The sequence below is a fragment of the Perlabentimonas gracilis genome, from assembly GCF_011174675.1.
Classification (GTDB): Bacteria; Bacteroidota; Bacteroidia; order Bacteroidales; family Tenuifilaceae; genus Perlabentimonas; species Perlabentimonas gracilis.
In genome coordinates, this window is the sequence record NZ_JAANIG010000020.1 from 53,296 (window position 1) to 76,086 (window position 22,791).

At 44.1% G+C, this 22,791-nt stretch carries 13 protein-coding genes; 7 read left to right on the top strand and 6 right to left on the bottom strand.

Features of this window, described 5'->3' with window-relative positions; translation table 11 throughout:
- Positions 1-122: 122 nt before the first annotated feature.
- Positions 123-10,358: an MBG domain-containing protein gene (locus tag G8O23_RS10130; protein ID WP_166364400.1), complete on the bottom strand. Its 10,236-nt coding sequence runs from the start codon at positions 10,356-10,358 to the stop codon at positions 123-125.
- A gap of 247 nt (positions 10,359-10,605) precedes the next feature.
- On the opposite strand from G8O23_RS10130, the gene G8O23_RS10135 reads away from it, so the two are divergent.
- The 3 genes from G8O23_RS10135 (at position 10,606) to G8O23_RS10145 (ending at position 12,787) form a co-directional block, all read left to right on the top strand.
- Complete coding sequence (locus tag G8O23_RS10135) at positions 10,606-11,229, top strand: helix-turn-helix transcriptional regulator (RefSeq protein ID WP_166364402.1); 624 nt, start codon at positions 10,606-10,608, stop codon at positions 11,227-11,229.
- A gap of 92 nt (positions 11,230-11,321) precedes the next feature.
- Entirely contained in the window at positions 11,322-11,786 is a 465-nt protein-coding gene (locus tag G8O23_RS10140; RefSeq protein WP_166364404.1) for a pyridoxamine 5'-phosphate oxidase family protein, read from the top strand.
- Positions 11,786-12,787 (top strand): SDR family NAD(P)-dependent oxidoreductase, encoded by a 1,002-nt coding sequence (locus G8O23_RS10145; protein WP_166364406.1) that lies wholly within the window; start codon positions 11,786-11,788, stop codon positions 12,785-12,787. The genes G8O23_RS10140 and G8O23_RS10145 overlap by 1 nt, the downstream gene beginning before the upstream one ends.
- On the opposite strand, the gene lgt is transcribed toward G8O23_RS10145, so the two are convergent.
- Complete coding sequence (gene lgt, locus G8O23_RS10150; RefSeq protein ID WP_166364408.1) at positions 12,784-13,599, bottom strand: prolipoprotein diacylglyceryl transferase; 816 nt, start codon at positions 13,597-13,599, stop codon at positions 12,784-12,786. The genes G8O23_RS10145 and lgt overlap by 4 nt on opposite strands.
- A gap of 181 nt (positions 13,600-13,780) precedes the next feature.
- On the opposite strand from lgt, the gene G8O23_RS10155 reads away from it, so the two are divergent.
- Both G8O23_RS10155 and G8O23_RS10160 read left to right on the top strand, forming a co-directional pair.
- Complete coding sequence (locus tag G8O23_RS10155; protein ID WP_166364410.1) at positions 13,781-14,404, top strand: riboflavin synthase; 624 nt, start codon at positions 13,781-13,783, stop codon at positions 14,402-14,404.
- Between the two features lie 11 nt (positions 14,405-14,415).
- The gene (locus G8O23_RS10160; protein WP_166364412.1) at positions 14,416-15,477 is read left to right on the top strand and encodes a sensor histidine kinase; all 1,062 of its coding nucleotides are present in this window, start codon (positions 14,416-14,418) and stop codon (positions 15,475-15,477) included.
- On the opposite strand, the gene G8O23_RS10165 is transcribed toward G8O23_RS10160, so the two are convergent.
- From G8O23_RS10165 to rnr, 3 genes are all read right to left on the bottom strand, one after another.
- A complete protein-coding gene (locus tag G8O23_RS10165) occupies positions 15,474-16,187 on the bottom strand; it encodes a phosphoadenylyl-sulfate reductase (RefSeq protein ID WP_166364414.1) in 714 nt (237 codons plus the stop codon). The genes G8O23_RS10160 and G8O23_RS10165 overlap by 4 nt on opposite strands.
- A 156-nt stretch (positions 16,188-16,343) precedes the next feature.
- On the bottom strand, positions 16,344-16,922 hold the full coding sequence (locus tag G8O23_RS10170; RefSeq protein ID WP_166364416.1) for a hypothetical protein: 579 nt from the start codon (positions 16,920-16,922) through the stop codon (positions 16,344-16,346).
- 30 nt (positions 16,923-16,952) lie between these two features.
- A complete protein-coding gene (rnr, locus tag G8O23_RS10175; protein ID WP_166364418.1) occupies positions 16,953-19,220 on the bottom strand; it encodes a ribonuclease R in 2,268 nt (755 codons plus the stop codon).
- Between the two features lie 141 nt (positions 19,221-19,361).
- Here rnr and G8O23_RS10180 point away from each other — a divergent pair, with 141 nt between their 5' ends.
- Entirely contained in the window at positions 19,362-21,485 is a 2,124-nt protein-coding gene (locus G8O23_RS10180) for an amino acid permease (protein ID WP_166364420.1), read from the top strand.
- 20 nt (positions 21,486-21,505) lie between these two features.
- Complete coding sequence (gene sfsA, locus G8O23_RS10185) at positions 21,506-22,225, top strand: DNA/RNA nuclease SfsA (protein WP_166364422.1); 720 nt, start codon at positions 21,506-21,508, stop codon at positions 22,223-22,225.
- Here sfsA and G8O23_RS10190 read toward each other — a convergent pair.
- Entirely contained in the window at positions 22,218-22,619 is a 402-nt protein-coding gene (locus tag G8O23_RS10190) for a hypothetical protein (protein ID WP_166364424.1), read from the bottom strand. The genes sfsA and G8O23_RS10190 overlap by 8 nt on opposite strands.
- Positions 22,620-22,791: the final 172 nt, after the last annotated feature.

A 22,791-nucleotide genomic window follows, 5' to 3' on the forward strand; every position in this document is an offset into this window, starting at 1 on the left:
TTGGTGATTTCGACAGGCTCAACCACCGTTATTCGCTTTGTTGGTGGCAAGTTGCGTGTAAGTATAGAAACACAAAAAGGGCGAGAAAACCTCTCGCCCTTTTTGCTACATTCAAATGTTGGTTAGTTTACCTTAACAATTTTTCTGTTTTGTATATCACCATTGGTAAAGTATAGTGTTACTATGTATGTGCCTGCGCTAATATTACCTGCACCTATTGTAATCTCTGTTTCGTTAGATATTTTGATATTTTTAATGAGCTGCCCCGCAACATTGGTAATTGCAATACGCTGAACACCTTCTATTCCCTTAATCACAATTTTTTGGTCAAAGGGGTTTGGATAGATCTCAACATCTGAGAGCAATTCAACATTATAGCCAACAGCAACCAGCGTAATGGCGATACTCTTATTTGCACCGCTAACGCTAAAGTTTCCGCTGTGCTCCTCATAGCCTGTGGCTGTAACGCTATAGGTGTAACTACCGTTAGCCAAACTAGTGCTAGCCTCCCCGTTGGAGTTGGTGGTAATAACTTCGCTGTCAACACTAATTTCGGCATCTTCAATAGGCTCTTGCGTATTCGATTTAACTGTGAATGTTACGGTAAATGTTTCGGGTTGTTCTGGTTCAAAATTAGCCGTAACGGTTGCGTCCTCGGCAGGCATAGTAAACGTGGTAGTGGCGTCCAGAGGTTCTGCTACATTGCCAGTCCAACCAGTAAACACAAACCCTTCGGCAGGCGAAGCCTTAATTGTTACTTGTTCAGCGGCTTCGTATTCTCCCTCTCCAGTTACTGTACCAGCGTTTGCGGGGCTAACCACTAGGGTAAGTGTATAAACTACTGGAGGAATCTCTTCAAACTCAACAGTTACAGAGGTATTCTGCAGAATGCCCGAAACGGTGTAGCTGTTCGTTGTATTTCCAGCAACGGTGGTTCCATTGTTTGTCCAGCGTTTAACCCTGTAGCCTTCCAATGGGGTTGCAGTAAATTCAACGGCCTTAGTTGCCAAAATTTCGTCTCCCGAATTAATTGGGCTATCATCTACGGTTGCTGCTAGCGAGCCGTTTCCGCCTACCACGCTGTATGTTACTGTATAGGTAGTAGTTGATACAGTAATACTTGCAGTAGTTGTTGGAGAATCTTCAAGGGAAAGTGTATAGTTATTTTTTTCTGCGCCACCGAGAGTGGCTGTAGTTATGCTAACCGTCTTGTCGTCTCCAATATCCGCATTGGCAAAAGCTATCGTAATATCTGTGAGCGAAATCTCATCACCAGAGATAGAACCTGCTAGTGTGAGGTTATTCTCGTTGATAGTTGCCGTTGTATTACCGTCGTACTCTTTATCGTGGACAGTAAACGATCCTTCAATAGTGAGTTCTTTGGTAGTAATATTGGCTTGCAGGTCAGATGGCTGACTAACAGTGTAGTTACCCGCATCGGTTCCGCTGATTGTTATTGCTGTGGTAACAGCAACATCAGCCCCCACAAATTTTTGAGCAAATGTTCCTGTTGTAGCATTTCCCAGATTTACTACATCGCTGCCAATTACACCAGATAGAGTTGCTCCCGAAATAATTGCATTGGTAGTTCCATCGTACACCTTACTAGCTGCGATTGCTCCTGTTACCGTTAACTCTTTTGCAGTGATATTAGCAGTTGCTGTTGGTGCGCCGGTTAATGTTAATGCGTAGTTTCCAGCATCTATTCCAGCTAGAGTAGTGGCACTTACTAGGCTAACAACTTTTGATGTACCTGTATTCTTATTGTCAAAGGCAACAGCAGGATTTAACGTAACCTCATCAGAAGTAATAACGCCTTGCAATGTAAGTGAATTCGCGCTGATTGTTGCAGCATTAGTACCGTCGTATTCGCGGTTTGATGTGGTAAATGAACCGCCAACGGTTAATTCTTTGGCAGTAATACTTAATAAGCCTGTTGCATAACTTATTGTGTAATTGGTAGAGGATAATCCAGATGGTGTAATTACATAATTGGCCACTGTTTCTCCACTTTCCCGATTTGTGCCAAGTGTACCATTAAGCACGGTCTTATCTTCTCCGGCAATAAATCCAGTATAGCTAACTGTAAAAGCAGGGTCGGATGTACCATACACTTTACTTGCATTGTTCGCACTTATGGTTAATAGTTTAGGAGTAATTGATAGTGCTCCAGGTGTATAGCCAATGGTGTAGTTTGTTGATGAGTATCCGCTAGGTACAATTGCATATGTTCCCACATTCTCGCCAGCATCACGGCTAAATTCTAGAGTACCACTTAGGGACGATAGATCATCTGCTGCAGCAAAGCCGCTATACTCGATGCTAAATGCAGGATCGTCGCTACCATAAACCTTGGTTTTGTTTTCGGCTGTAATAGTTAAGGTTTTAGGGGTAATTGTAAACGTACCGTTCACGTAACTTAGGCTGTAGTTGCTTGCCGATAAACCCGAAGGGGTAATTAAATAAGTATTTACATCTTCTCCTGTTTCGCGGCTGATAGCAAGTTCTCCAAAAAATACGGTCTCATCGTCAGTAAACTCAAAACCAGTATATGAAACATTAAGAGCGGGATCGTTAGAGCCGTAGATTTTTTCGGCATCGTTAGCAGTTACAAAAAGCTCCTTAGCATTAATTGTGAGCAATCCTGTTTGGAATGTAATGCTATAATTATTGCTACTTAAGCCTGCAGGAGTAATGGTATATGTATCAACATCCTCGCCGGGTTCACGTGTAATGGCCAAAGTACCTTCAAGTATCGATTCGTTTTCGCCAGCAATAAAACCATTGTATGAAACGGTAACCTCAGGGTCTGTTTCACCATAAGTTTTGTTGCAATTCGGGGCAGTTATGGTTAAAGGTTTTTGGAGAATATTTCCAGAAACAATTTGATCGTTAATGGAATACATCCATTCAATCTCTCCTGTTAGAGCAAGACCTGAAACAATAACTGTTTTGTTGTTTCCTGCATTCTTGTTATCGAAATGGATCACAGCGTTTGTAATATCGAGCTGAACATCTTCAAAGGTTTCTTCAAAACCTGTGAGGTTACCCCAACTTAAAACAGCAGCGTTCCTTGTACCATCATATTCTTTTTCTACAATGGTTAAGCCTTCGATAGTTAAGATGGTTTTGTTAACCACAGATAGCGTTCCGTTCTGATAAGTAATACTATAATTACCAAGACCACTTCCCATAGCAGAAGATGGCACAGTAGGATAATCACCTTCAGCTGCAGTCGATGCTGATCCATCGCTTGATATAGTAACGCTTGTTACTTCATCGCTTCCTATTAATTCAAGAGGATCGGTTGTAAACTCATCGCCTGCAAAAACATAATCTGTTCCTGCCTGTTTCGAGAAGCTGTTTGCAATAATTGTAAGTGGTGCCGTGTTTACAGTAATATCAACACTTCCCATAACGGTGTTGTAATTTGCATTATCGGTAGGTGTAAACGTAACATCGGCAGCGTAGGTGCCAGCATTAGGCTTGGTAGCCGGACTATCGAAAGAGAATGTACCAGCAACATCTACAGTTCCACCAGAGATTGTGGATTGCGAGATGGCTTCGCCGTAAGTTATTGCGCTAGCAACAGGCCAAACGCTTATTTCCGGATCGGCTTTTGCTACACCAACCTCAACCGTTCCGCTAACTGTGCTATACGTTTCGCTGTTGGTTGGTGTAAAGGTAACGTTGGCTAGGTATGATCCAGCAGCTGGCACGTAGCTTGGCGAATCGAAGGAAAAGGTTCCTTCAACCTCTGTGCTATTGTGACCGGCATAGCCTTCGGTTAAAGAAGAGGCTGAAAGAGCTTCACCATAGGTTATACCACTGGCCGTTGGCCATTCGGTAATGGTTGGGGTTGCTTTGCTAAGGGTGAAATATTCGCTGTAAGCTCCGTAACCATTGTTATAGTGGTATGCATACAAGCGATAGGTTTTACCCACCTCAAGATTATAGGTATTATAGGTGAAGGTTGATTGACCTTGGTTAAAATTGTTTTGATTAATTATAAACCATTCTTCATTGTCAATTAGGTGAAAATCTATCCAGGAAGAGTATTGATTGACGATGGTAATGTCCATTTCTCCCATCACTTCAATATGGCTTAGAGCATTGGGTTCGATAAACGAGATTAGAGGAGTGCTTGATATGGTGAACTTTTCTGAATAGGACACTACCGAACTATTCTCGGCATCCTCAACCCGTATCATACTCTGCTCGAAATGTCCACTAATGCTAACAGGTACCTCGAAGTTAAAGTAGTTGTAACCATTTTGCGAAGCAATGCCATTAGCTATGGAACTCCATGTGCTGCCGTTGTCGAGAGAGTAACTAAGGTTCACCCCCGATACATTAAGCGAGTTCCAACTAATTCCGTAAGATAGACCAGTGTTCCAGTACGACCATGAGTTTGGATCGGTAACCTCAATAACCGAAGCGTTATTTACAACCTCAAACTCGTTGCTATAAATAGAGCTCGTCTGTTCGTTGTGCCAGTAGTCTATTCTAAACTTATAGGTACCGCTTGGCAAAGTTGCTGGTGCATTGTATGAATAAGTCACTGTTTCAGTATTGCTGAAGCCATATCCATGAGTATACCATGATTCGTTCTCAAGCTCATCAACCATATAAGTGTTTGTCCAAACCTCGTCGCACCCCCGATAGTTAAAAGTGTAAGGTATCTGTTTGCTGACACTAAAATCGAAGGTCTGGTTTTCCTGTGGGTCTACAAATGTTATTTCTATAGGGCCACATTCTGTGGTGAAAGTACTTGCAGTTGACCAGCCAGAAGGTGTTCCGCCACAGTATGTGCGCACATAAAACTCGTACTCCGAGGAGTGGTTCAAGTCCTCCAGCGTGTAGGGGTTCTGTGTTACACCAGCCACCAGCTCACCTTGGGTAAGCGGATTGAAACCTTTAGCGCCGTAAATAATATCCCACTGGGTTGAGGTTTCGGGTTCTGTCCAACTAATCTCAGCCGAGGTTTGGGTTAGCGTTCCTACGGCAAGGTTGAATGGTTCAACGCAGGAAGGAATCTCATCGATAATGATATTATCGATAAATGCTCTCGACCAATTCTCACTAGTTCCATCTCCTAATTTAAAAGCTATATGTTTATCGGAACCTAGGTACTCATCGATCCACACTTCTATGCTTTGCCAATCATCTCCAGGGCGATTAGTTAGTTCGAAAGACTCTATAACATTAAACGTATTACCATCAGTAGGATCGGACATAGTTCCAATAAATAAAGTACCATTAACCGGATCTGTTGCAAGCAAGGATTTACATCTAACTCTTAATCCATTAAGCCCTTGGGTGATTTCTGGTGTAGAAAGGATTGCGTGCCCATTCATACCATGATATAATCTGGCACTATTGGGTTGTGAATATGCCCTACCATTACATCCGGTAATATCCATATTATAATTCAACCCCGTTGTAAACCAACATCCCGGTATATTTGAGGTTCTATCGAAGTTTTCTGTTAGCGGTAGAGTAACAGTGGGGCAAGTAACTGTGAACTCATCGCTGTAGGCCTGTGTTCCAGAATTGTTGTGGTATGCCATTACCCTATACGTGCCGGTAGAAAGCATGTAGGTATCATCGGTTGTAACAGTGTTTGTTCCAACCGTTGCGCTGATGCCAGCAATTCCATAGGTATTATATTGACCTTGAATGTACAAAGACACCCATGATTCCGATAAAACATCCATTGTTATGGTAAGTGGACCCCCAGTTTCTATTGTTGTGCCAGCAATGGGCGAGGAGAAGGTAACGGGGTCTTCGGAGCTAATGGTGAACAATCCCGATTCGCTGGTTAGTCCATGGTCAGCAGAGTTTCTTACTCTTATTTTACATTGGTCGTATGTGCCACTTATATCACCTGGGATATCCCAGTAGTAACTGTTGTTACCATTATAGGTATTACCGTCCTCGGTGTTTAAGTTGCCCTCAATAATTGTCCAACTAAAGCCATTGTCGAGCGAGTAGTGAATATCTACATTGGTTAGGGCATTAGAGTTCCACCGGATTTCAATAGAACCATCAGGAGTATAGAAGGATGGATCCTCAAACTCAAACTGAGGACGAGTTAGTTCTAGGAACTCCTGATTGTTTACAATAATGAACTCGTCACTAAGGATTTCTCCTCTTGTACTTTCATCCTTTTCGTATATCAGTTTATATTGGTAGCTGCCACTGGTATAGTTAGAAGTAAGCGTATGATTGTGGTTGAAAACACCATCATTTTCGTCGCTAAAGCTAGTTATGTGTTTCCAACCATCATTTTGATCACTGATATATAAATTGAAATACATGTAACCTAACCCAGCATACTCAACTTCGATGGGTATATTGTTATCAACCCCCACCTCGTAGGTATCGCTTGCCGTGGGCGAAGTAAATGACAGTGTTACATTGGGGTTGTTGATGGTAAAGTACTCGCTGTACTCGGTTACCCAGTCCCAAATAGTATTGCTATAATATTGGTATGCAAACCTATAGCTACCAGAAAGGATTGTGCCTGGTATGCTGTAGCTGGTCAGGTATGTTGTACTTTCGTTATCGAGACATACCTCTTCCAGATGTACCCAGTTGCCATTATTGTCGAAGTATAGTTCAACGCATCGGCCAATGCACCCATCGAGGGTAAGCTCAACGGGAATATCAGTATCTAATCCAACCTCATAGCTTTGGCTTGCTAAAGGCTCAGTAAAGATAATTTTGGAGTTGTTGGTAATGGTGAAAAAGTCGCTATAAGTCCCTTCGTTATTTGCCCATAAAAAGAATTGACCCTGCCCAGGTTGCAGGTTTAGAGGAATATTATATGTATAGTTGGTTGTTCCATTGCCATTGGAGTAGTAACTAGTTACCCAGTTCCAGCTACCCCAAGTGTCAATAAAGTAAATATCGCCATTAACTTCACCTACACCCTCGGCACTAATGCTGATATTTATTGTGCCATCGCACACATCGAAAGCATCGGCGCTGCTTGGCGATACGAATTGCAGTCCGTATTGACCCCAGTTATCGTTTAATGAAATATTTTCAAATACGCTAACTCTCCGATACTCATATATTGGCTCTCTGGTATCCCAACCACCATTTAGGAAGTAGTTATACTCGTAGGTTCCTTCGGGTAGCTGTAGCGTTTTTGTCCAAACCATTGTCTCCTCAACCCTGCTCATGGCTTGTTTCTCGGGATCGAAACCTGGCTCGGCCCAGTTAAACATATTCCCAGTAAAGTAAACAATATCGCTATTGGGGTCGAAGTTGCTGGCGTTGGTCATATCAACGTTGAAGGTAACGTTGTGGTAGGTAACGGTTTTAATCGTCACATCATCAATAAACACATAACCCGTTTGATTTTGGATATTGGAACTAACCCTAAAGGCAATGTGCTTATCGGTACCCGAATAGCTGTCGAATGCAACATACTCTTGCGCATAACTACCTTGCGTTTGAATGTGTGCAAAGTAGCTAAAAGTTGAGGCATCGGCTGGGTTGCTCATTGTACCTACCTCAAGTATCATATCGTTATTCCAGTAGTTCATTGCCATAAAGGTTACCTGAAGGCTACTAATATCGGCATCAATCTCTGGGGATATTAGGTAGGCTGTGCTGGAGGTGTTTGGCATATGTAGGTAAACCATATTGGGATCAGAATAGGCATAACCATCTAAAAAGTAAGTGCCACCACTATTTGTTGCCCAGGTTTTCCAACACTGGGGCATTTGATATGAGTTGTCGAAATTCTCGATGATTGGTAGGGTTTGTGGACCGCACTCGGTGGTAAAGCCATAAGTATCGCTATAAGCTGTACCGTTTGCATTGGTGGCAAATGCTCTTGCATAATAGGTTGTTAATGGGGAAAGATCTTCGGCATTAACCGTATATTTGCCCAAAGCAAATTCCTCAGTGCTATACTTATGTTCATCATCGGTTGTTGGCTCAGTGTTACTACTGCTCCAGCATACGCCAAACAGTGTCCCCTGAGGGTTTCCAATATTTGTTACATCTACATTAAATACTGCACTGCTATGCGTTACTTCCATAACGCCTTCTATTACCGCCGATGGTAGTATCTCTATTGAGATAGCATCATCTGTAGGATATCGCCAGTTTAGGTATGGGTAACCGATGTTACGATCGTTACCAATATTCCAAATGTCCTCGGCACCAAGGCCTTTGAAGTCCCAGCCACCGTTAAGGAAGGTGGCAATATTGTTCATCTCGGCAGTGGTTTTGCCTGTGCCACCTGCACTTTCGTATAAATCAGTAGTTTGAGTATCCCAATAACTATTCTGCACATAGCCATTCGGAGTACTTCCAACAAGCCCACCTAGGGCTGAATTGCCCGTAATGGTTCCTGCAAAAAAGCTATTCTCAACTATTCCACCAAGGGTTAAAATTCCAACTAACCCACCAATATTGTCTCCTCCAGATATCTCGCCAACACAATAGCTGTTAATTATTTTTGAGCTTGCCTGATGAACTCCAGCAATGCCACCAATTGTATTATCTCCAGAAACACTAGCATTGCTGAAGCATTGTGATAATAATTCTGTATTGTTGCTAAAACCAATAATTCCTCCAACATAGTAACTTCCGGTTATATTTCCAGATGAGTAACAATTTTCAATTCTTGATAAATACGCTTGGCCAACTATTGCGCCTGTGCTATTCATTCCAGCAACCTGTGCATTTACAGTAATAATACACCTAAGATTTGCTCCATATGTATAACCAAATAGACCTTGAAGACCCACTGTAGGCCTGTCGATTGTAATGTTTTGAATTTCAAAGTAATTGCCGTTATAGCCTCCAGTAAAAGGAGTGCCTGATATTCCAATTGGCGCCCATCCCTCGCCCTCATTCCAAGGTGATACGCCCAAGTCAATATTATCGGTTTGAATAAAGTGCTTGTCAGCATAGTATCGCACTGCATTAAGCTGCTGGGCATTGGCAATTTCATAAGGGGCAGACTCAGAGCCATCGCCACCATTAAAGCCAGGGAAATAGTATGCCGAAGCCTTGTTGGTTGGTAAAGATAATTCCGAGCCATATACCGCCCTAACCTCATATATGTAGTTAGTATAGTAAACTAAATCGTTATCTGAATAGCTGGTTTGTCCCGAAACATAGGTTAGTAGTTCATCGTTCCTATATATATTATATCCATCGGGCATATCGCCTGTTGATGGGCTATCCCATGTAAGGGATATGTTGTTCCCATTTTGCTCGGCGGTTAAATTGGTTGGTCTGAGCTGAGAGGGCGGATAATTAAAATCGCTTGGAGCACCTTGCCATCTATGGTATGGGTAGGTTTCGCCGCTATTGATACTCCATACGCTGGTAAAATCCCAATCCTCAAAAGTAGCCTGCTGAATCATCTGGACTGTGGTTTTAGCCTCCCCACCAGTACTTATGCTTTGGCCCGATGTTTCAATATTCCAATAACAATAGTTTGCGGAGGCATCAATTACCCTGCCAAGCATACCGCCAGCCGTTCCATTGCTAGTAACCCTACCTGTGGAGTAGCTGTAAGCGAGGCTTGAGTTCTCGAGGCTTCCAATAAGCCCACCTACCAAATTATTCCCTTCAACGTTACCTGTTGAATACGAGTTGATAATACTACTCTCGTGAGAGACAATGGCTACAAGGCCACCAAAATAGCTGCCATAACCTGAAACATCTCCCGTTGAGTAGCAGTTATAGATGTGTCCCTCCAGCAAACGTCCAATTAGCCCTCCTGCTTGTTGGCTGCCTTCATCCTCTAGTAGTTCAATGTTGGCAGTTGAATGACTGTTTCCTATTCTTGAACCATAGTACAAATTACCAGCAATTCCTCCGGGGAATGATTTCCCCTTAACTTCACCGCTAACGGAGCATTCTTGAATTAAAGAAGAAAGCGTTGCCTGACCAACAAGTCCCCCTACTCTCCTACTGCCAATTACATTAACATCAACAAGATTAATGCTAGCGAAAGTACCTATTTGCAACCTGCCAAACAAGCCCACAAAATTTTGCTCGGGTCGATTAATCGTAAGCCCAGTGATGGTATGCCCATCACCGTTGTAACATCCACTAAATGGATTAAATTCTGTCCCTATCGGCACCCAGCCCTCGCCCTCGTTCCAGCTAGCTGTTTCTGTGGCATCTATATCGGCAGTTTGCAGATAATACTTATCCCAATGCTCAGAGTTTTCCGTTATCCAAAGCAAATTGGCTAGAGTTTCAATTTGGTAGGGTGTTCCCTCCGTTCCGTTACCGCTGGGTTCTGTGGCAACAGTTTGTGCAAACGATGCCCAGCTAAATAGCCACAATATGGCAATAATGAGTAGATGTTTCTTCATAGTTCGTTTTTTAAAATTTATAGGGTTTATAACACAAGTTTGTTTAGTAAGTGTGATTTGTGTAGTGCAGAATACATTGAAATACTGATTATTATATTAGGATATCAAAGTTTAGCAACTTAATCAAATTATACAATCCCTGAAATCGGTGATATTTTACTAACGGTTTTCCGTGAAAAGAAAAAATTGTTTAACTTGCTTATGCCTTTCGAAAAACAAAAAATTCAACCTATTTACAAATCTTTTTATGAAGTTACTGTACATTGTTGATAGCTGCCCTTTGGTAGCCGAAGGTTTTTGTAAAATTATTGATGAGTTACGTGTCGATGTTCAGGTAAAATATTTTAATTCTGCCAACGAGTGTATTGATGCAGCAAAGCTTAGCCCCCCAGATATATTTATTGGATGTCTTTACCCCGGCGACCCTCGGGGAGAGGAGTATGTCAGAAGGTTGAGGAACATTTCTAGGGATATTAAAATTGTTCTTATTCTTTCAATTGCATATCCTAGGCTAATATCTTGTGCGCTGAAGCATCAACCTAGTGCAATACTTTTTAAGGAGGATGCTGTTGATGAGGTGAAACGAGCCATTTGTGCAGTTGTAAATGGCGAAAAACATTTTGGAGCAGCAGTTCAGGATGCAATTGTTGGTGGAGCGCTAACAATGAACGGGGTTAGCCCAACAAGGCGCGAGAGTGAGGTTTTAAAGCTAATTGCCAAAGGGAGTACCACCAAAGAAATAGCAACCGAGCTAAATATCTCTGTAAATACTATTGAAACCTACCGAAAAGCCCTATTTACAAAGTTTAAAGCAAAGAATAGTACGGGTTTAATTAATAAGGCAATGGAATTAGGGTTTGTTGACTTATAAAATATTTTCAAAATCAAATCGAAGATACAAGGCGTAGTAAAATATACATAATTGCTTACCTTTGTAATTAGTAATCACCCTTAGCAAAACCCATGAGTTTACCCGATAAACGAATCGTTGAATTTATAAACGAACATCACGTATTAACCCTTGCCACCAGCCATGACGAGGAGCCATACTGCGCCAACTGCTTTTACGTGTATATGGAGGAGGAGAACAGCCTGGTGTTCACATCCGACTACGATACCAAGCATATCATGCAGGCTAGCCATAATATTTACGTTGCGGGTAGTATTGTGCTAGAGAGTAATGTTGTTGGGAAGATCCAAGGGGTGCAGTTTCAGGGTATTATCAGCGAACCACAGGGCGATTCCCTTAACAAAGCCCGCACAGCATACCTAAAACGTTTTCCTGTTGCCACGCTCATGAAAACAACCCTTTGGGTTGTAGATTTAACCTTTCTCAAGTTTACCGACAACAACCTAGGCTTTGGCAAAAAGTTAACTTGGGAAAAGGAGCTAATTGTAAACCCGTTCTTCACCAGAAAGGAGGAGTAATGATTCTTGTAACCGGTGGCACTGGACTAATTGGCTCTCACTTGTTATACCAGCTTTGTAAGCAGGGCAAAAAGGTACGAGCCCTTAAGCGTTCGAGCAGCAATATAAATCTTACCCAGAAACTTTTTCGGCACTACTCAACCGAGAGCCCATCGCTTTTCAATCAAGTGCAATGGGTCGATGGTGATGTGGAGGACTACCAATCGCTAATCGATGCGCTGCAAGGGGTTGATGAGGTGTACCACTGCGCGGCCATGGTGTCGTTTGCCAAGCGCGATATCCAAAGGATGCTCGAGGTGAATGTTGGCGGTACTGCCAATATGGTTGATGCGGCCTTGGAGGTTAGCGTTAAGCGATTTTGCCACGTTAGCTCTGTTGCTTCGCTGGGTGCTCCAGTTCGGGGTAACGAGGTAACCGAAGAGTCTATCTGGGGAAAATCCAAGGGCAAGTCGGGTTATGCGGTGAGCAAGTTTCGCTCCGAAATGGAGGTTTGGAGAGGGATTGAACTTGGTTTGAATGCTACAATGGTCAATCCATCCGTCATTGTAGGCCCAGGACGATGGGACTCAGGCAGTGGACAAATATTTGGCACCCTGGCCAAAGGCTTTCCTTTCTACACCACTGGTATTACAGGTTATGTAGATGTTAGAGATGTGGTTGACTCCATGGTTTCTGCAATGGACAAACAGCTTTGGGGAAGGCGTTTCATTATCAATGGCGAAAACATCTCACATCAAAAGGTATTTGAACTAATTGCAAAAGCCAACGGGCACAAACCGCCTACCATTGAGGTTAAACCATGGATGACTGCCATAGCTTGGCGGGGAGCATGGCTGGTTGGCCTAATTACCCACAAATCGCCAGCCATAACCCGTGATACTGCCAATAGCGGGCATAGCACTACATTCTACTCGTCGCAAAGGATGAAGAGTGAGTTGGGCGTTACCCCCCGTACCATTGCTGAGGCAGTACGTAATACCGTGAAAGCTGGTTCATTCTAGGCCTTTTTTCGCTTGTAGGCAAAGTATATAAATACAAGCCCTGCAATAACTAGCGGTATACTTAGCCATTGCCCCATGTTAAGGGTCATATCTGCCTCAAAGCCAACCTGGGGTTGCTTAATGAATTCAATTACGATTCGAGTACCAAAGGTTACGATTAGAAAGATACCAAACAGCAGTCCAGGCCGTGGTTTGGCATCGGACTTTTTGTAAATTAGGTACAGGATGACAAAACCGGCCAAATAGGCCAAGGCCTCATAAATTTGGGTTGGGTGCATTGCGGGGATATGCTCAATGGGTGTGCCCATTGGGAAGTCGCGAACAAACTTAAACCCCCAGGGTAGGCTGGTCTCAACACCGTATATCTCCGAGTTCATCAGGTTACCCAAGCGGATAAGAACACCTGCCAAAGCAACGGGTATCACAATTCTATCCAATATGTAAATGGTGGGGCGCTTGGTTTTGCGGCTAAATAGGTAAAGTGCTGTAATAATACCAATGGCTGCGCCATGGCTAGCCAGCCCACCACGCCATATTTTTAAAATCTCAATAGGGTTGGAGAGGTAGTATGCGGGTTCGTAGAAAAGGCAGTGCCCAAGCCTAGCGCCCACAATTGTTCCAATGGCAACGTATATGGTTAGGGAGTCGAGGTACCCCTCGGGTAACGACTCCTTTTTCACAAAACGCTCAAAAAGCATATAACCTAATAAGAATGATAGTGCCCAAAGCACTCCGTAGTAGCGAACAGATAGAGGCCCAAGCGAGAAAATCTCGGGGTCAACATTCCAAACAATATGGTTGAGAAGCATCATGATTTATTGGGTTTAAATTTTGAAGCGATAAAGTTAAAACAAATTGACCAACTCGTGTTAATATGAAAAACTATTTAATGTTAAGTTCTGGTAAAATCAGAATAGATATGGTGTTTTATCACCAATAGGTTAAAACATATTTTGTAATTTTGGACAATTGTTAAACAGAAAATCATGTACTATGTTCTCAGGAATTGTTGAAGAAGCCGCAAAGGTTGTTAACCTAACCAAAGAGAAAGAAAATCTGCATATTACCCTAACCTGCTCGTTTGCACAGGAGCTGAAAATCGACCAAAGCGTGTCGCACAATGGGGTGTGCCTAACCGTGGTGAAGCAGGAGGGCGATACCTACACCGTAACCGCCATCAAGGAGACGCTAGACAAGTCGAACCTAGGGCTGCTTAAGGAAGGCGATAAGGTGAATGTTGAGCGAAGCATGAGGCTCGAGAGCCTGCTCGATGGCCATATGGTACAGGGGCACGTTGACCAAACCGCCGTGTGCACCAAGGTTGAGGAAGCCGACGGTAGCTGGTACTACACCTTTGAGTACGACCCAACCAAAGGCAATATCACCGTTGAGAAGGGTTCTGTATCGGTAAACGGCGTAAGCCTAACGGTGGTGAACTCAAAGGATAAGTCGTTTCAGGTGGCTATCATCCCATTCACCTACGATATTACCAACTTCCACACCTTTAAGGAGGGTACTGTGGTGAACCTCGAGTTTGATATTGTTGGTAAGTATATCTCAAAAATTTTAAAGCAGTACATCGAGGGTGGAATGCTCGACAAGCTGCTAAAGAGCTAATAATACAATCTATGAAAATTACCTCGCCAAAATCGATGGCGATAATAATATCGTTAATTGCTGCAGGAGCATCCGTTGTTCCTGCAGTAGTTTTAGTTGGGGCGGGGCGCGATTTCTCTTTCTGGCTTTTCGTGGTATTTACTTTAGTGGTTTTTGGGGTCATGTTCGTGGTATCAAAGTACCTGCTCAACAAGTTTATTTTTGAGAAGATAAACCCCGTATACAAGACCATTCAGGATCTAAATGTATCGAGCAAGCAGCTTAAACGCGATTTGGAAAACAAGGATATTCTTAGCGAGGTAAACCGAGAGGTACAGCAGTGGGCCAAAAAAAAGATCCTTGAAATAGATAAGCTCAAGCAGCTTGAGGATTATCGAAAGGAGTTCCTCGGAAATGTGTCGCATGAGCTTAAAACCCCAATCTTCAACATTCAAGGGTATGTGCTTACCCTGCTCGATGGAGCTTTGCAAGACCCCTCAATAAACAGAAAGTACCTTGAACGTACCGAAAAAAGTATCAATAGGTTAATATCCATTGTTGAGGATCTGGAGTCCATCTCGAAGCTTGAGTCGAATGCAATTAAGCTAAACCTCGATCGCTTTAACCTGGTGCAACTTATTACCGAGGTTTTCGAGGCGCACGAGATAAGGGCAAAGAATCGGGGTATCAAGCTGGAGTTCGAGGAGGAGTACGATGAACCGTTTTGGGTTGAGGCCGACAAGAAAAGGATGTACCAAGCCATTGCGAATCTAGTAACAAACTCAATAAACTACGGCAAGGAGGGAGGTCGCACCAAGGTGTCGATTATGGATATGAACGAGAACTACCTGGTAGAAGTAAACGATAACGGAATTGGCATTGCTAAGCAGGATATACCTCGTCTATTTGAGCGTTTTTACCGTGTAGAAAAAAGTCGCTCGCGCGAGCAGGGTGGAACGGGTTTGGGCCTAGCCATAGTAAAACATATTATCGAGGCGCACAAGCAAACCATCAATGTGCGCAGCAGCGTGAACGATGGCACTTCGTTCGTTTTCACCATAAAAAAATCGAAAGCAAAAAAGAGCGTTCTTTAGCCCTTTTTATGCAACCCGCATTCCTTCGTTTCGGGGTTTTCCCACCACCATCTACCCGCTCTAATATCCTCGCCCGGCTCAATAGCCCTAGTGCAGGGTAGGCAACCAATGCTGGGGTAACCCTTTTTGTGTAGCGAGTTAACCGGCACGCTGTGCTCGTTTACGTAGTCCCAAGCATCCTGCTCGCTCCAGTTTATCAACGGATTAATTTTAATAAGACCATTGGCCTCGTCCCACTCCACGGTTTGCATATCCTTACGGGTGACAGACTGATCGCGTCGAAGTCCGCAGATCCATGCATCAAGCCCTTGGAATGCTCTTTTCAGCGGAACAAGCTTGCGAATGCGACAACACTCCTTGCGATTCTCTACGCTATGGTAGAATAGGTTGATGCCCTTTTGGTTAACCATCTCCTCCACATCCTCGCGGTTGGGGAAGTAAACCTTAATTTTTACCTTGTACTTACTGCAGGTACGGTCAATAAGGTCGTAGGTTTCGGGGAAAAGCCTTCCCGTGTCGAGCGTGAAGATGGTTGTTTGGGGGCTGATTTTCGCCACCATATCGGTGAGCACTTGATCCTCTAGCCCAAGGCTCGACGAAAGGGCAATGGCTCCCTTAAACCTTTCGAGGCAGAACTTTAGTATTTCCTGTGGAGTCTTGTTTTCCAAATCAGCGCTTAGGCTTTGTGCTAGCTCCTTGCTGCTTTTCATAGCTTTTACTGATATAAGTTTGTAATAACTATTGCTGGGGCAAATATAAAAACTATTCTGGTACTGGATGGCCTAAAGAAGACACCCCAGCCGTAACCTTTGGTAAAACGGCTGGGGTGCTAATGGTTATGGGTAAGGGCAATATTCTCGCCTTTGCTATATTGGCTTAGTAAGATCAAACTCGGCCTCAAAAACCAGTTCCCCTCCGTAGTGTAGTTGGTACTTCATAGAGCTCAAGTCCTCGGCAATAATTACCCTCCACATACGCTCTATTCCATCGGCAAGTAGCTCCTCGGTATAGCTGTCCCAGGGGAAACTTTGCATGAATGCACTGCCCCACTCATCGGCATATCCACCGTAAAGGGTTTGATCCTCAGGAGTCCCATCCTCATGCCTATGGTCATGGCGGAATCTTAGGCCTTTCTCTTCCATGATGAACATCCATGTGCGCGAGCGATCTTCGTCTAGATGAAAAGGAATATACACCTTGTCGTCTTCGCAAACAGTAACGTGCATCACAAACTTTTTGTGAGCCCAGCTATCGCGACCATCCAGGGTGAAATTTTCGCGACCGCCAAATGATTTACCGCAAAGCGATGCCAGATTCTTCAGGAAAGCCTGCTGGTTATTTTCCACCGAGCAGCATGATTTTTCGGCCCTTTTCTCTTTTTGAGTTGATGAGCCACACGACAAGGTTACCATTGCCACTAGAACTAGTAATGCTAGATTTCTCATTTTTTATATTGATTTTGGTTAGTTGCCAAATTATCTTCTTTTACGTTGTACACCCTTGTGCTTACGGGTTTTGTCGGGATTCGATTTTCGTCTTGTGTTGCTCGCTCCTTGAGTACGACTTCGGTTCTGCGGCACTGTTTTACCCGATGTTTTTCCTTCCTCATCTATTAGTTTGAAGTCGAGCTGCTTTTTGGGCAGATTAGTTCGCCAAACCTCAACCAGCAGCTCATCGCCCAGCTGGAATTTCTTATCGGTTTGTCGACCCACAAGGCAGTAGTTTTCCTCGTCAAACTCGTAGTAGTCGTCGTCCAAATCGCGAATGGCTACCAGCCCCTCGCACTTGGTTTCGTTTAATTCCACAAACAGCCCAAAGCTGGTTACACCAGTTATAACACCTTGGAAATGCAGCCCAATTTTATCGGACATGAATTCAACCTGCTTGTACTTTATTGATGCTCGCTCGGCATCGGTTGCTTTTATCTCCATATCGGTGGAGTGCTTGCAAAGGCGTTCCAATTCATCCTCGTTCTTGGGTTTTCCACCATCGAGATAGTGAGCCAGCAGGCGGTGCACCATCATGTCGGGATATCGGCGGATGGGAGAGGTGAAGTGGGTGTAATGGGGGAAACCCAGGCCGTAATGGCCAATGTTGTTGGCCGAGTAGCGAGCTTTAGCCATCGATCGTAGGGCAAGGGTCTCAATAAGGTTTTGCTCCTTTTTGCCCTTAACCTCTTTAAGCAGCTTGTTTAGCGAGCGGCTTATCTGCCTGTCGGTACCACCCATCACGTTGTAACCAAATCGAGTGACGAACGAGCGGAAATTTTCGAACTTCTCCGGGTTGGGCTTATCATGAATTCGGTACACGAAGGGTTTCACTTTATAGTTCTCGCGAGCAGCACCAACGTACTCCGCCACCTTACGGTTGGCCAGTAGCATAAACTCCTCTATAAGCTGATTTGCCTCCTTCTGCACCTTAAAGTAAACGCCAAGTGGCTTTCCATTATCGTCGAGTTCAAACTTAACCTCGGCACGATCGAAGTTTACAGCACCTGCCTTTAGCCTGTTGTAGCGGAGTTTCTGAGCGATGCTGTTGAGCGTAAGAATTTCGTTGAACATTTCGCCTTCTCCGGTTTCAATCACTTGCTGCGCCTCCTCGTAGGCCATACGCAGTTGCGATAGGATTACCGTACGGCCAAACCATTCTTTTTGCACGTTACCATCCATGTCCATCTCAAAAACGGCCGAGAAGCAAAGCTTCTCCTCGTTGGGACGGAGCGAGCAGATGAAGTTCGATAGTCGCTCTGGCAGCATGGGCACGCAACGGTCAACCAGGTATACCGAGGTGGCGCGCTCAATGGCCTCACTGTCGATGGGCGATCCGGGCGTTACGTAATGCGTAACATCGGCAATGTGAACCCCAATTTCGTAGATGTTCTCATCAATTTTTCGAATCGATAGCGCATCGTCAAAATCCTTGGCATCGGCAGGGTCGATGGTAAATGTGGGAATATCTCGGAAGTCACGTCGTGCGGCTATATCCTGTTTCGATATTTTATCGGAAATTTTTTCGGCCAGCGTGTTAAGCTCCTCGGGGAAATGGTAGGGTAGTTCAAACTCGGCCAGGATGGAGTGCATTTCCACCTCATGCACCCCTGGATCACCAATTACCTCCACCACCTCGCCCATGGGGTTTTTGGTGTGGCGAGGCCAGTCGGTAATGCGGGCTATAACCTTTTGACCATTCTTGGCATTGTTGGTGGCTCCTTTGGGGATAAAAATATCGTAGGGCATGAGCTTGTTGTCGGTAATAACAAAAGCGTAGTTGGCCTCCACTTCAATCTTACCAACAAAGGTTCGTTTGGCACGCTCCATTACCTCCACCACCTCCGCCTCCATCCTTTGGCGGCGGCGTTTAGGGCTTATGGCCACTTTTACCCTATCGCCGTGCAGGGCGTGGTTTAGGTTGTATTCTGGCACAAAAACCTCCTGGTTATCGGTAGTTATAACGTAGGCATTGCCATCGCTCTCCATCTCAACCACACCCTCAATGGCAACCGATAGCATTTTAACCATAAACTTTCCTTTGTAAACTTCGCGCAGCGCACCTTGTTCTGCCAGTTCGTACAGCACTTCGTTAATCAATCTCTTGGAGGTAGGGTCTTTTGCCTCTAGTATTTTGGCTATTTGCTTGTAGTTTAGGCTTTGCGATGGATCCGATGAGTATATTCCCATAATGGATTTCATCAGCATATTCTTGTTAAACCCTTCGCCTTTTTTTGCCTTTTGCTTTTTTGCCATATTTTCTTGTTTTAGATGATGTAAAGATATGAATTTATTCAGGTGTCCAAACGATTCGGACTTTAATGTGTTACTTGAATAGCCTACTATAGCAGAATGAGTAGATGATGCATTTTATTGAAAAAGTCTTATTTTTACAGCATGGCAAAACTATTTAAAGATAAGCTCAACAAGGAGCTAGGTTTGGTTGATGTATTTGTGCTGAGCACAGGTGCAATGTTTAGTTCAGGGTTCTTTTTGCTACCCGGGTTGGCGGCATTTCACACAGGTTCGTCTGTTTTTGTGTCGTATTTTGTTGCCGCTTTACTTATAATGCCTGCTATGTTCAGTATAGCGGAACTTTCTACAGCCCTACCAAGGGCTGGTGGGGTTTACTTTATGCTCGATAGGAGTTTGGGCCCAATGATGGGTACAGTGGGAGGCATTGGTACGTTTTTGGCCCTTGTGCTAAAAACAGCTTTCGCCTTGGTGGGCATAGGTGCTTACGCATCAATATTTTACGATCTGCCCATTAAGATTGTGGCCTCGCTGCTCACCATTGTTTTTATGGTGCTAAACTTACTGGGAGCAAAAAAAACCGCTGGCCTTCAGCGCTTCCTTGTATTCTTTCTAATTGCGGTTCTAGTACTATTTATGGTTGAGGGGTTAAGGGAGGTATTTAGTATTGGAGCCCAAAACCTTGTTGACACCAAGCTTAGACCTTTTGCCACCGATGGTATTGAGGGGATTTTATCAACCGCAGGATTTGTCTTTGTAGCCTACCTTGGTCTTACCCAGGTGGCAAGCGTGGCCGAAGAGATTAAGAACCCCGAACGGAACATCCCGCTTGGGATGATTCTTTCGCTAATTGTTACTACTGTAATTTATGTGGTAGGGGTTTTCATTATGGTGGGGGTGTTGCCAACGGTTGACTTTTTCAAAGATTTAACCCCCGTTTGGACTGCATCGCAGGCCGTTTTCAAATGGATTCCTGCTAAGTACGGCGGGTTATTGGTTGTGGCTGCTGCCATTGCTGCCTTTGCGTCAACAGGCAACGGTGGGCTGATGTCGGCCTCTCGCTACCCTATGGCTATGGCGCGCGATAGGGTTATTCCACGTTTTTTCACCCGCCTAAACAGCTTTAAAACCCCAATCTACTCCATTCTAGCCACTTCGGCACTTATGCTGTTTTTTATTTTGGTCCTTAGCGAGGAGGGTATAGCCAAAATGGCTAGCGCTTTTCAACTGGTCATCTTTATTTTAGTGAATTTTGCTGTTATAGTAATGCGCAATAGCCGCATACAATCGTACGACCCAGGTTACCACTCCCCGTTATTTCCCTGGATGCAAATATTTGGGATACTAACATCCTTGCTGCTAATTATCTATATGGGATGGGGGCCTGCCATTTTTACAATGGGGGTGGTTGTGTTCGCTATGATTTGGTATTACTACTACACCCGCAAGTATGTAAAGCGCGAAGGGGCAATATACCATTGGTTTGCCCTACTGGGGCAGAAACAGCATATTGGGCTCGAGAATGAATTTTTGTTTATACTGAAAGAGAAAGGTTTACGCGAGGGTGATCCCTTCGATGAGATGGTTGTACAAGCAGAGATAACCCAGCTTAAGGAGCGAGTAGTAAGTTTTAACAGCTTGGTGGGGCATGTATCTGAAAGCATGGCAAACAAGCTCGATAGGTTTAGTGCTAAGGATATTAAGCAGGAACTCCTTGAGGTTACGGCTATCGACCCAGCTTTGGTAATACCAAGGGTATCGATACTTCATGGTAAGTTTGAGGGTATCGACACCCCATTATTACACATTGTAACCTCCGAGGTGGGTGTTGAGAAGCCTGTGGAGAAGGGAGAAATATCATCGAAAGACAACATTAGAGTGTTTTTCCTACTTCTTAGCCCCATTGATAACCCCAAGTTGCAGCTAAGACTGCTTTCGCGAATTATGGATATTGTTGAGCGCGAGAAGTTTGTTGAAACCATTTGCGATATTAGCAACGAGCGCGAAATTAAGGAGTACCTGCTGCATAACGATAGGTATATTACCCTTGAACTTATTGGTGATAGTTCCACCGAGGATCTGATTGGTAAGATGCTGAAGGAGGTTCGCTTTCCCCACGATGTGCTGGTGGCCATGGTGCAGCGAAAGGAGAAAATTATTACCCCCAAGGGCGATACCGAGCTTGAGGAGGGCGACATAATCACCATTATCGGAGAGCCCAAGGGGATAAAGAGCCTGTTCATGAAGTACATCCATCTAAATAACTAGTAAACACATTACGCTAAGCCATGCATATTCCATTTCCCAGCACGCTGGTGCACGGTACACTTATCAAAAGGTATAAGCGCTTTCTTGCTGATGTAACCCTCGACAATGGAGAAGAGGTAACCGCACACTGTACCAACTCGGGCTCAATGAAGAGCTGCTTGGAAGAGGGGGCCGAGGTTTACCTATCGCCGGTGAATGACCCCAAGCGGAAAACAAAATTTACGTGGGAGATGATTAAAATTGATGGCAACTGGATTGGCATAAACACATCGATGCCAAATATGCTGGCATTTGAGTGGATAAAGAATGGCGTAATTCCAGGCCTCGAGAGATATACCCACGTGAAACGTGAGGTTACCTTTGGCGATAGCCGTTTTGATATCTACGCCGAGAACGAAACCGAGAAGTGCTTTGTGGAGGTGAAGAACGTTACCCTTAAGGAGGGTAACCACGCTCGTTTCCCCGATGCCAAAACTACACGAGGACAAAAGCACTTGGAAACACTAATGCAGGTGAAGCAAAGCGGTATGCGGGCCGTTATGCTATACGTAGTTCAACGGGTGGATGTAGATTTGTTTGGCCCAGCCTGGCAAATAGACCCGCAGTACTCCCTGCTGCTACAGAAGGCACACAGCGCAGGCGTTGAGGTTATTCCTCTGCAAGTGCAGGTGCTACCATCGGGGTTTAAGCTCCTTGGGGTTATGCCATACAATCTCAATACCGAAAAGGCATCTACCTAAAGAATGTCGCGCTAAGGAGATCCATGTTCCTTCCAGCATGGTCGCCATACGACTCCTCTACCTGTTTCTCCGAAATTTTGTAGGTACAACGCTCACCCTTAATTTTCGAGAAAACAACAAAGTACTCCTTGCCATCCTCTTCGTGTAGAATAACCTTGGCTAGCTTATCGGCACCATCGAGGGTTAGATCGTAGTTGCAAATGGGGCAGTGAAACTCAAAGTGGTCGCCATCGTCAAACTTAAACGACGGGTGATGCGTAATGGCATAATCGCCTAGCTCGGGGCTAAGTTTAACTATACCACCCGACCAACCCTTTTTTTTCACGGTAAATATTACCTTGTTGTCAACGTTAAGGTAACCTCTACATTTTGGGCAAATAAAATTTGTTTTCATGGCAAATGCTTTAAGTTGGTAAATAGTTAAGGTTTTGTCTAGGTATTCGTACTTCACAATGTTTTGTTGCATTTTGTTTTAACCCTAAATAACCAAGCATTTTTTTTACAATTTTATTATTTATTTTTACCAACGGACAAACGACCGATGGTGACTGTTATACCGAAGGTTC

Bases quoted from the DNA above. Each gene is read 5' to 3' on its own strand.
- G8O23_RS10165 (WP_166364414.1), bottom strand. From the start codon at position 16,187: ATGAAAAGCAGCAAGGAGCTAGCACAAAGCCTAAGCGCTGATTTGGAA.
- rnr (WP_166364418.1), bottom strand. From the start codon at position 19,220: ATGGCAAAAAAGCAAAAGGCAAAAAAAGGCGAAGGGTTTAACAAGAAT.
- G8O23_RS10155 (WP_166364410.1), top strand. From the start codon at position 13,781: ATGTTCTCAGGAATTGTTGAAGAAGCCGCAAAGGTTGTTAACCTAACC.
- G8O23_RS10145 (WP_166364406.1), top strand. From the start codon at position 11,786: ATGATTCTTGTAACCGGTGGCACTGGACTAATTGGCTCTCACTTGTTA.
- G8O23_RS10170 (WP_166364416.1), bottom strand. From the start codon at position 16,922: ATGAGAAATCTAGCATTACTAGTTCTAGTGGCAATGGTAACCTTGTCG.
- G8O23_RS10130 (WP_166364400.1), bottom strand. From the start codon at position 10,358: ATGAAGAAACATCTACTCATTATTGCCATATTGTGGCTATTTAGCTGG.
- G8O23_RS10160 (WP_166364412.1), top strand. From the start codon at position 14,416: ATGAAAATTACCTCGCCAAAATCGATGGCGATAATAATATCGTTAATT.
- G8O23_RS10180 (WP_166364420.1), top strand. From the start codon at position 19,362: ATGGCAAAACTATTTAAAGATAAGCTCAACAAGGAGCTAGGTTTGGTT.
- sfsA (WP_166364422.1), top strand. From the start codon at position 21,506: ATGCATATTCCATTTCCCAGCACGCTGGTGCACGGTACACTTATCAAA.
- G8O23_RS10135 (WP_166364402.1), top strand. From the start codon at position 10,606: ATGAAGTTACTGTACATTGTTGATAGCTGCCCTTTGGTAGCCGAAGGT.
- lgt (WP_166364408.1), bottom strand. From the start codon at position 13,599: ATGATGCTTCTCAACCATATTGTTTGGAATGTTGACCCCGAGATTTTC.
- G8O23_RS10190 (WP_166364424.1), bottom strand. From the start codon at position 22,619: ATGAAAACAAATTTTATTTGCCCAAAATGTAGAGGTTACCTTAACGTT.
- G8O23_RS10140 (WP_166364404.1), top strand. From the start codon at position 11,322: ATGAGTTTACCCGATAAACGAATCGTTGAATTTATAAACGAACATCAC.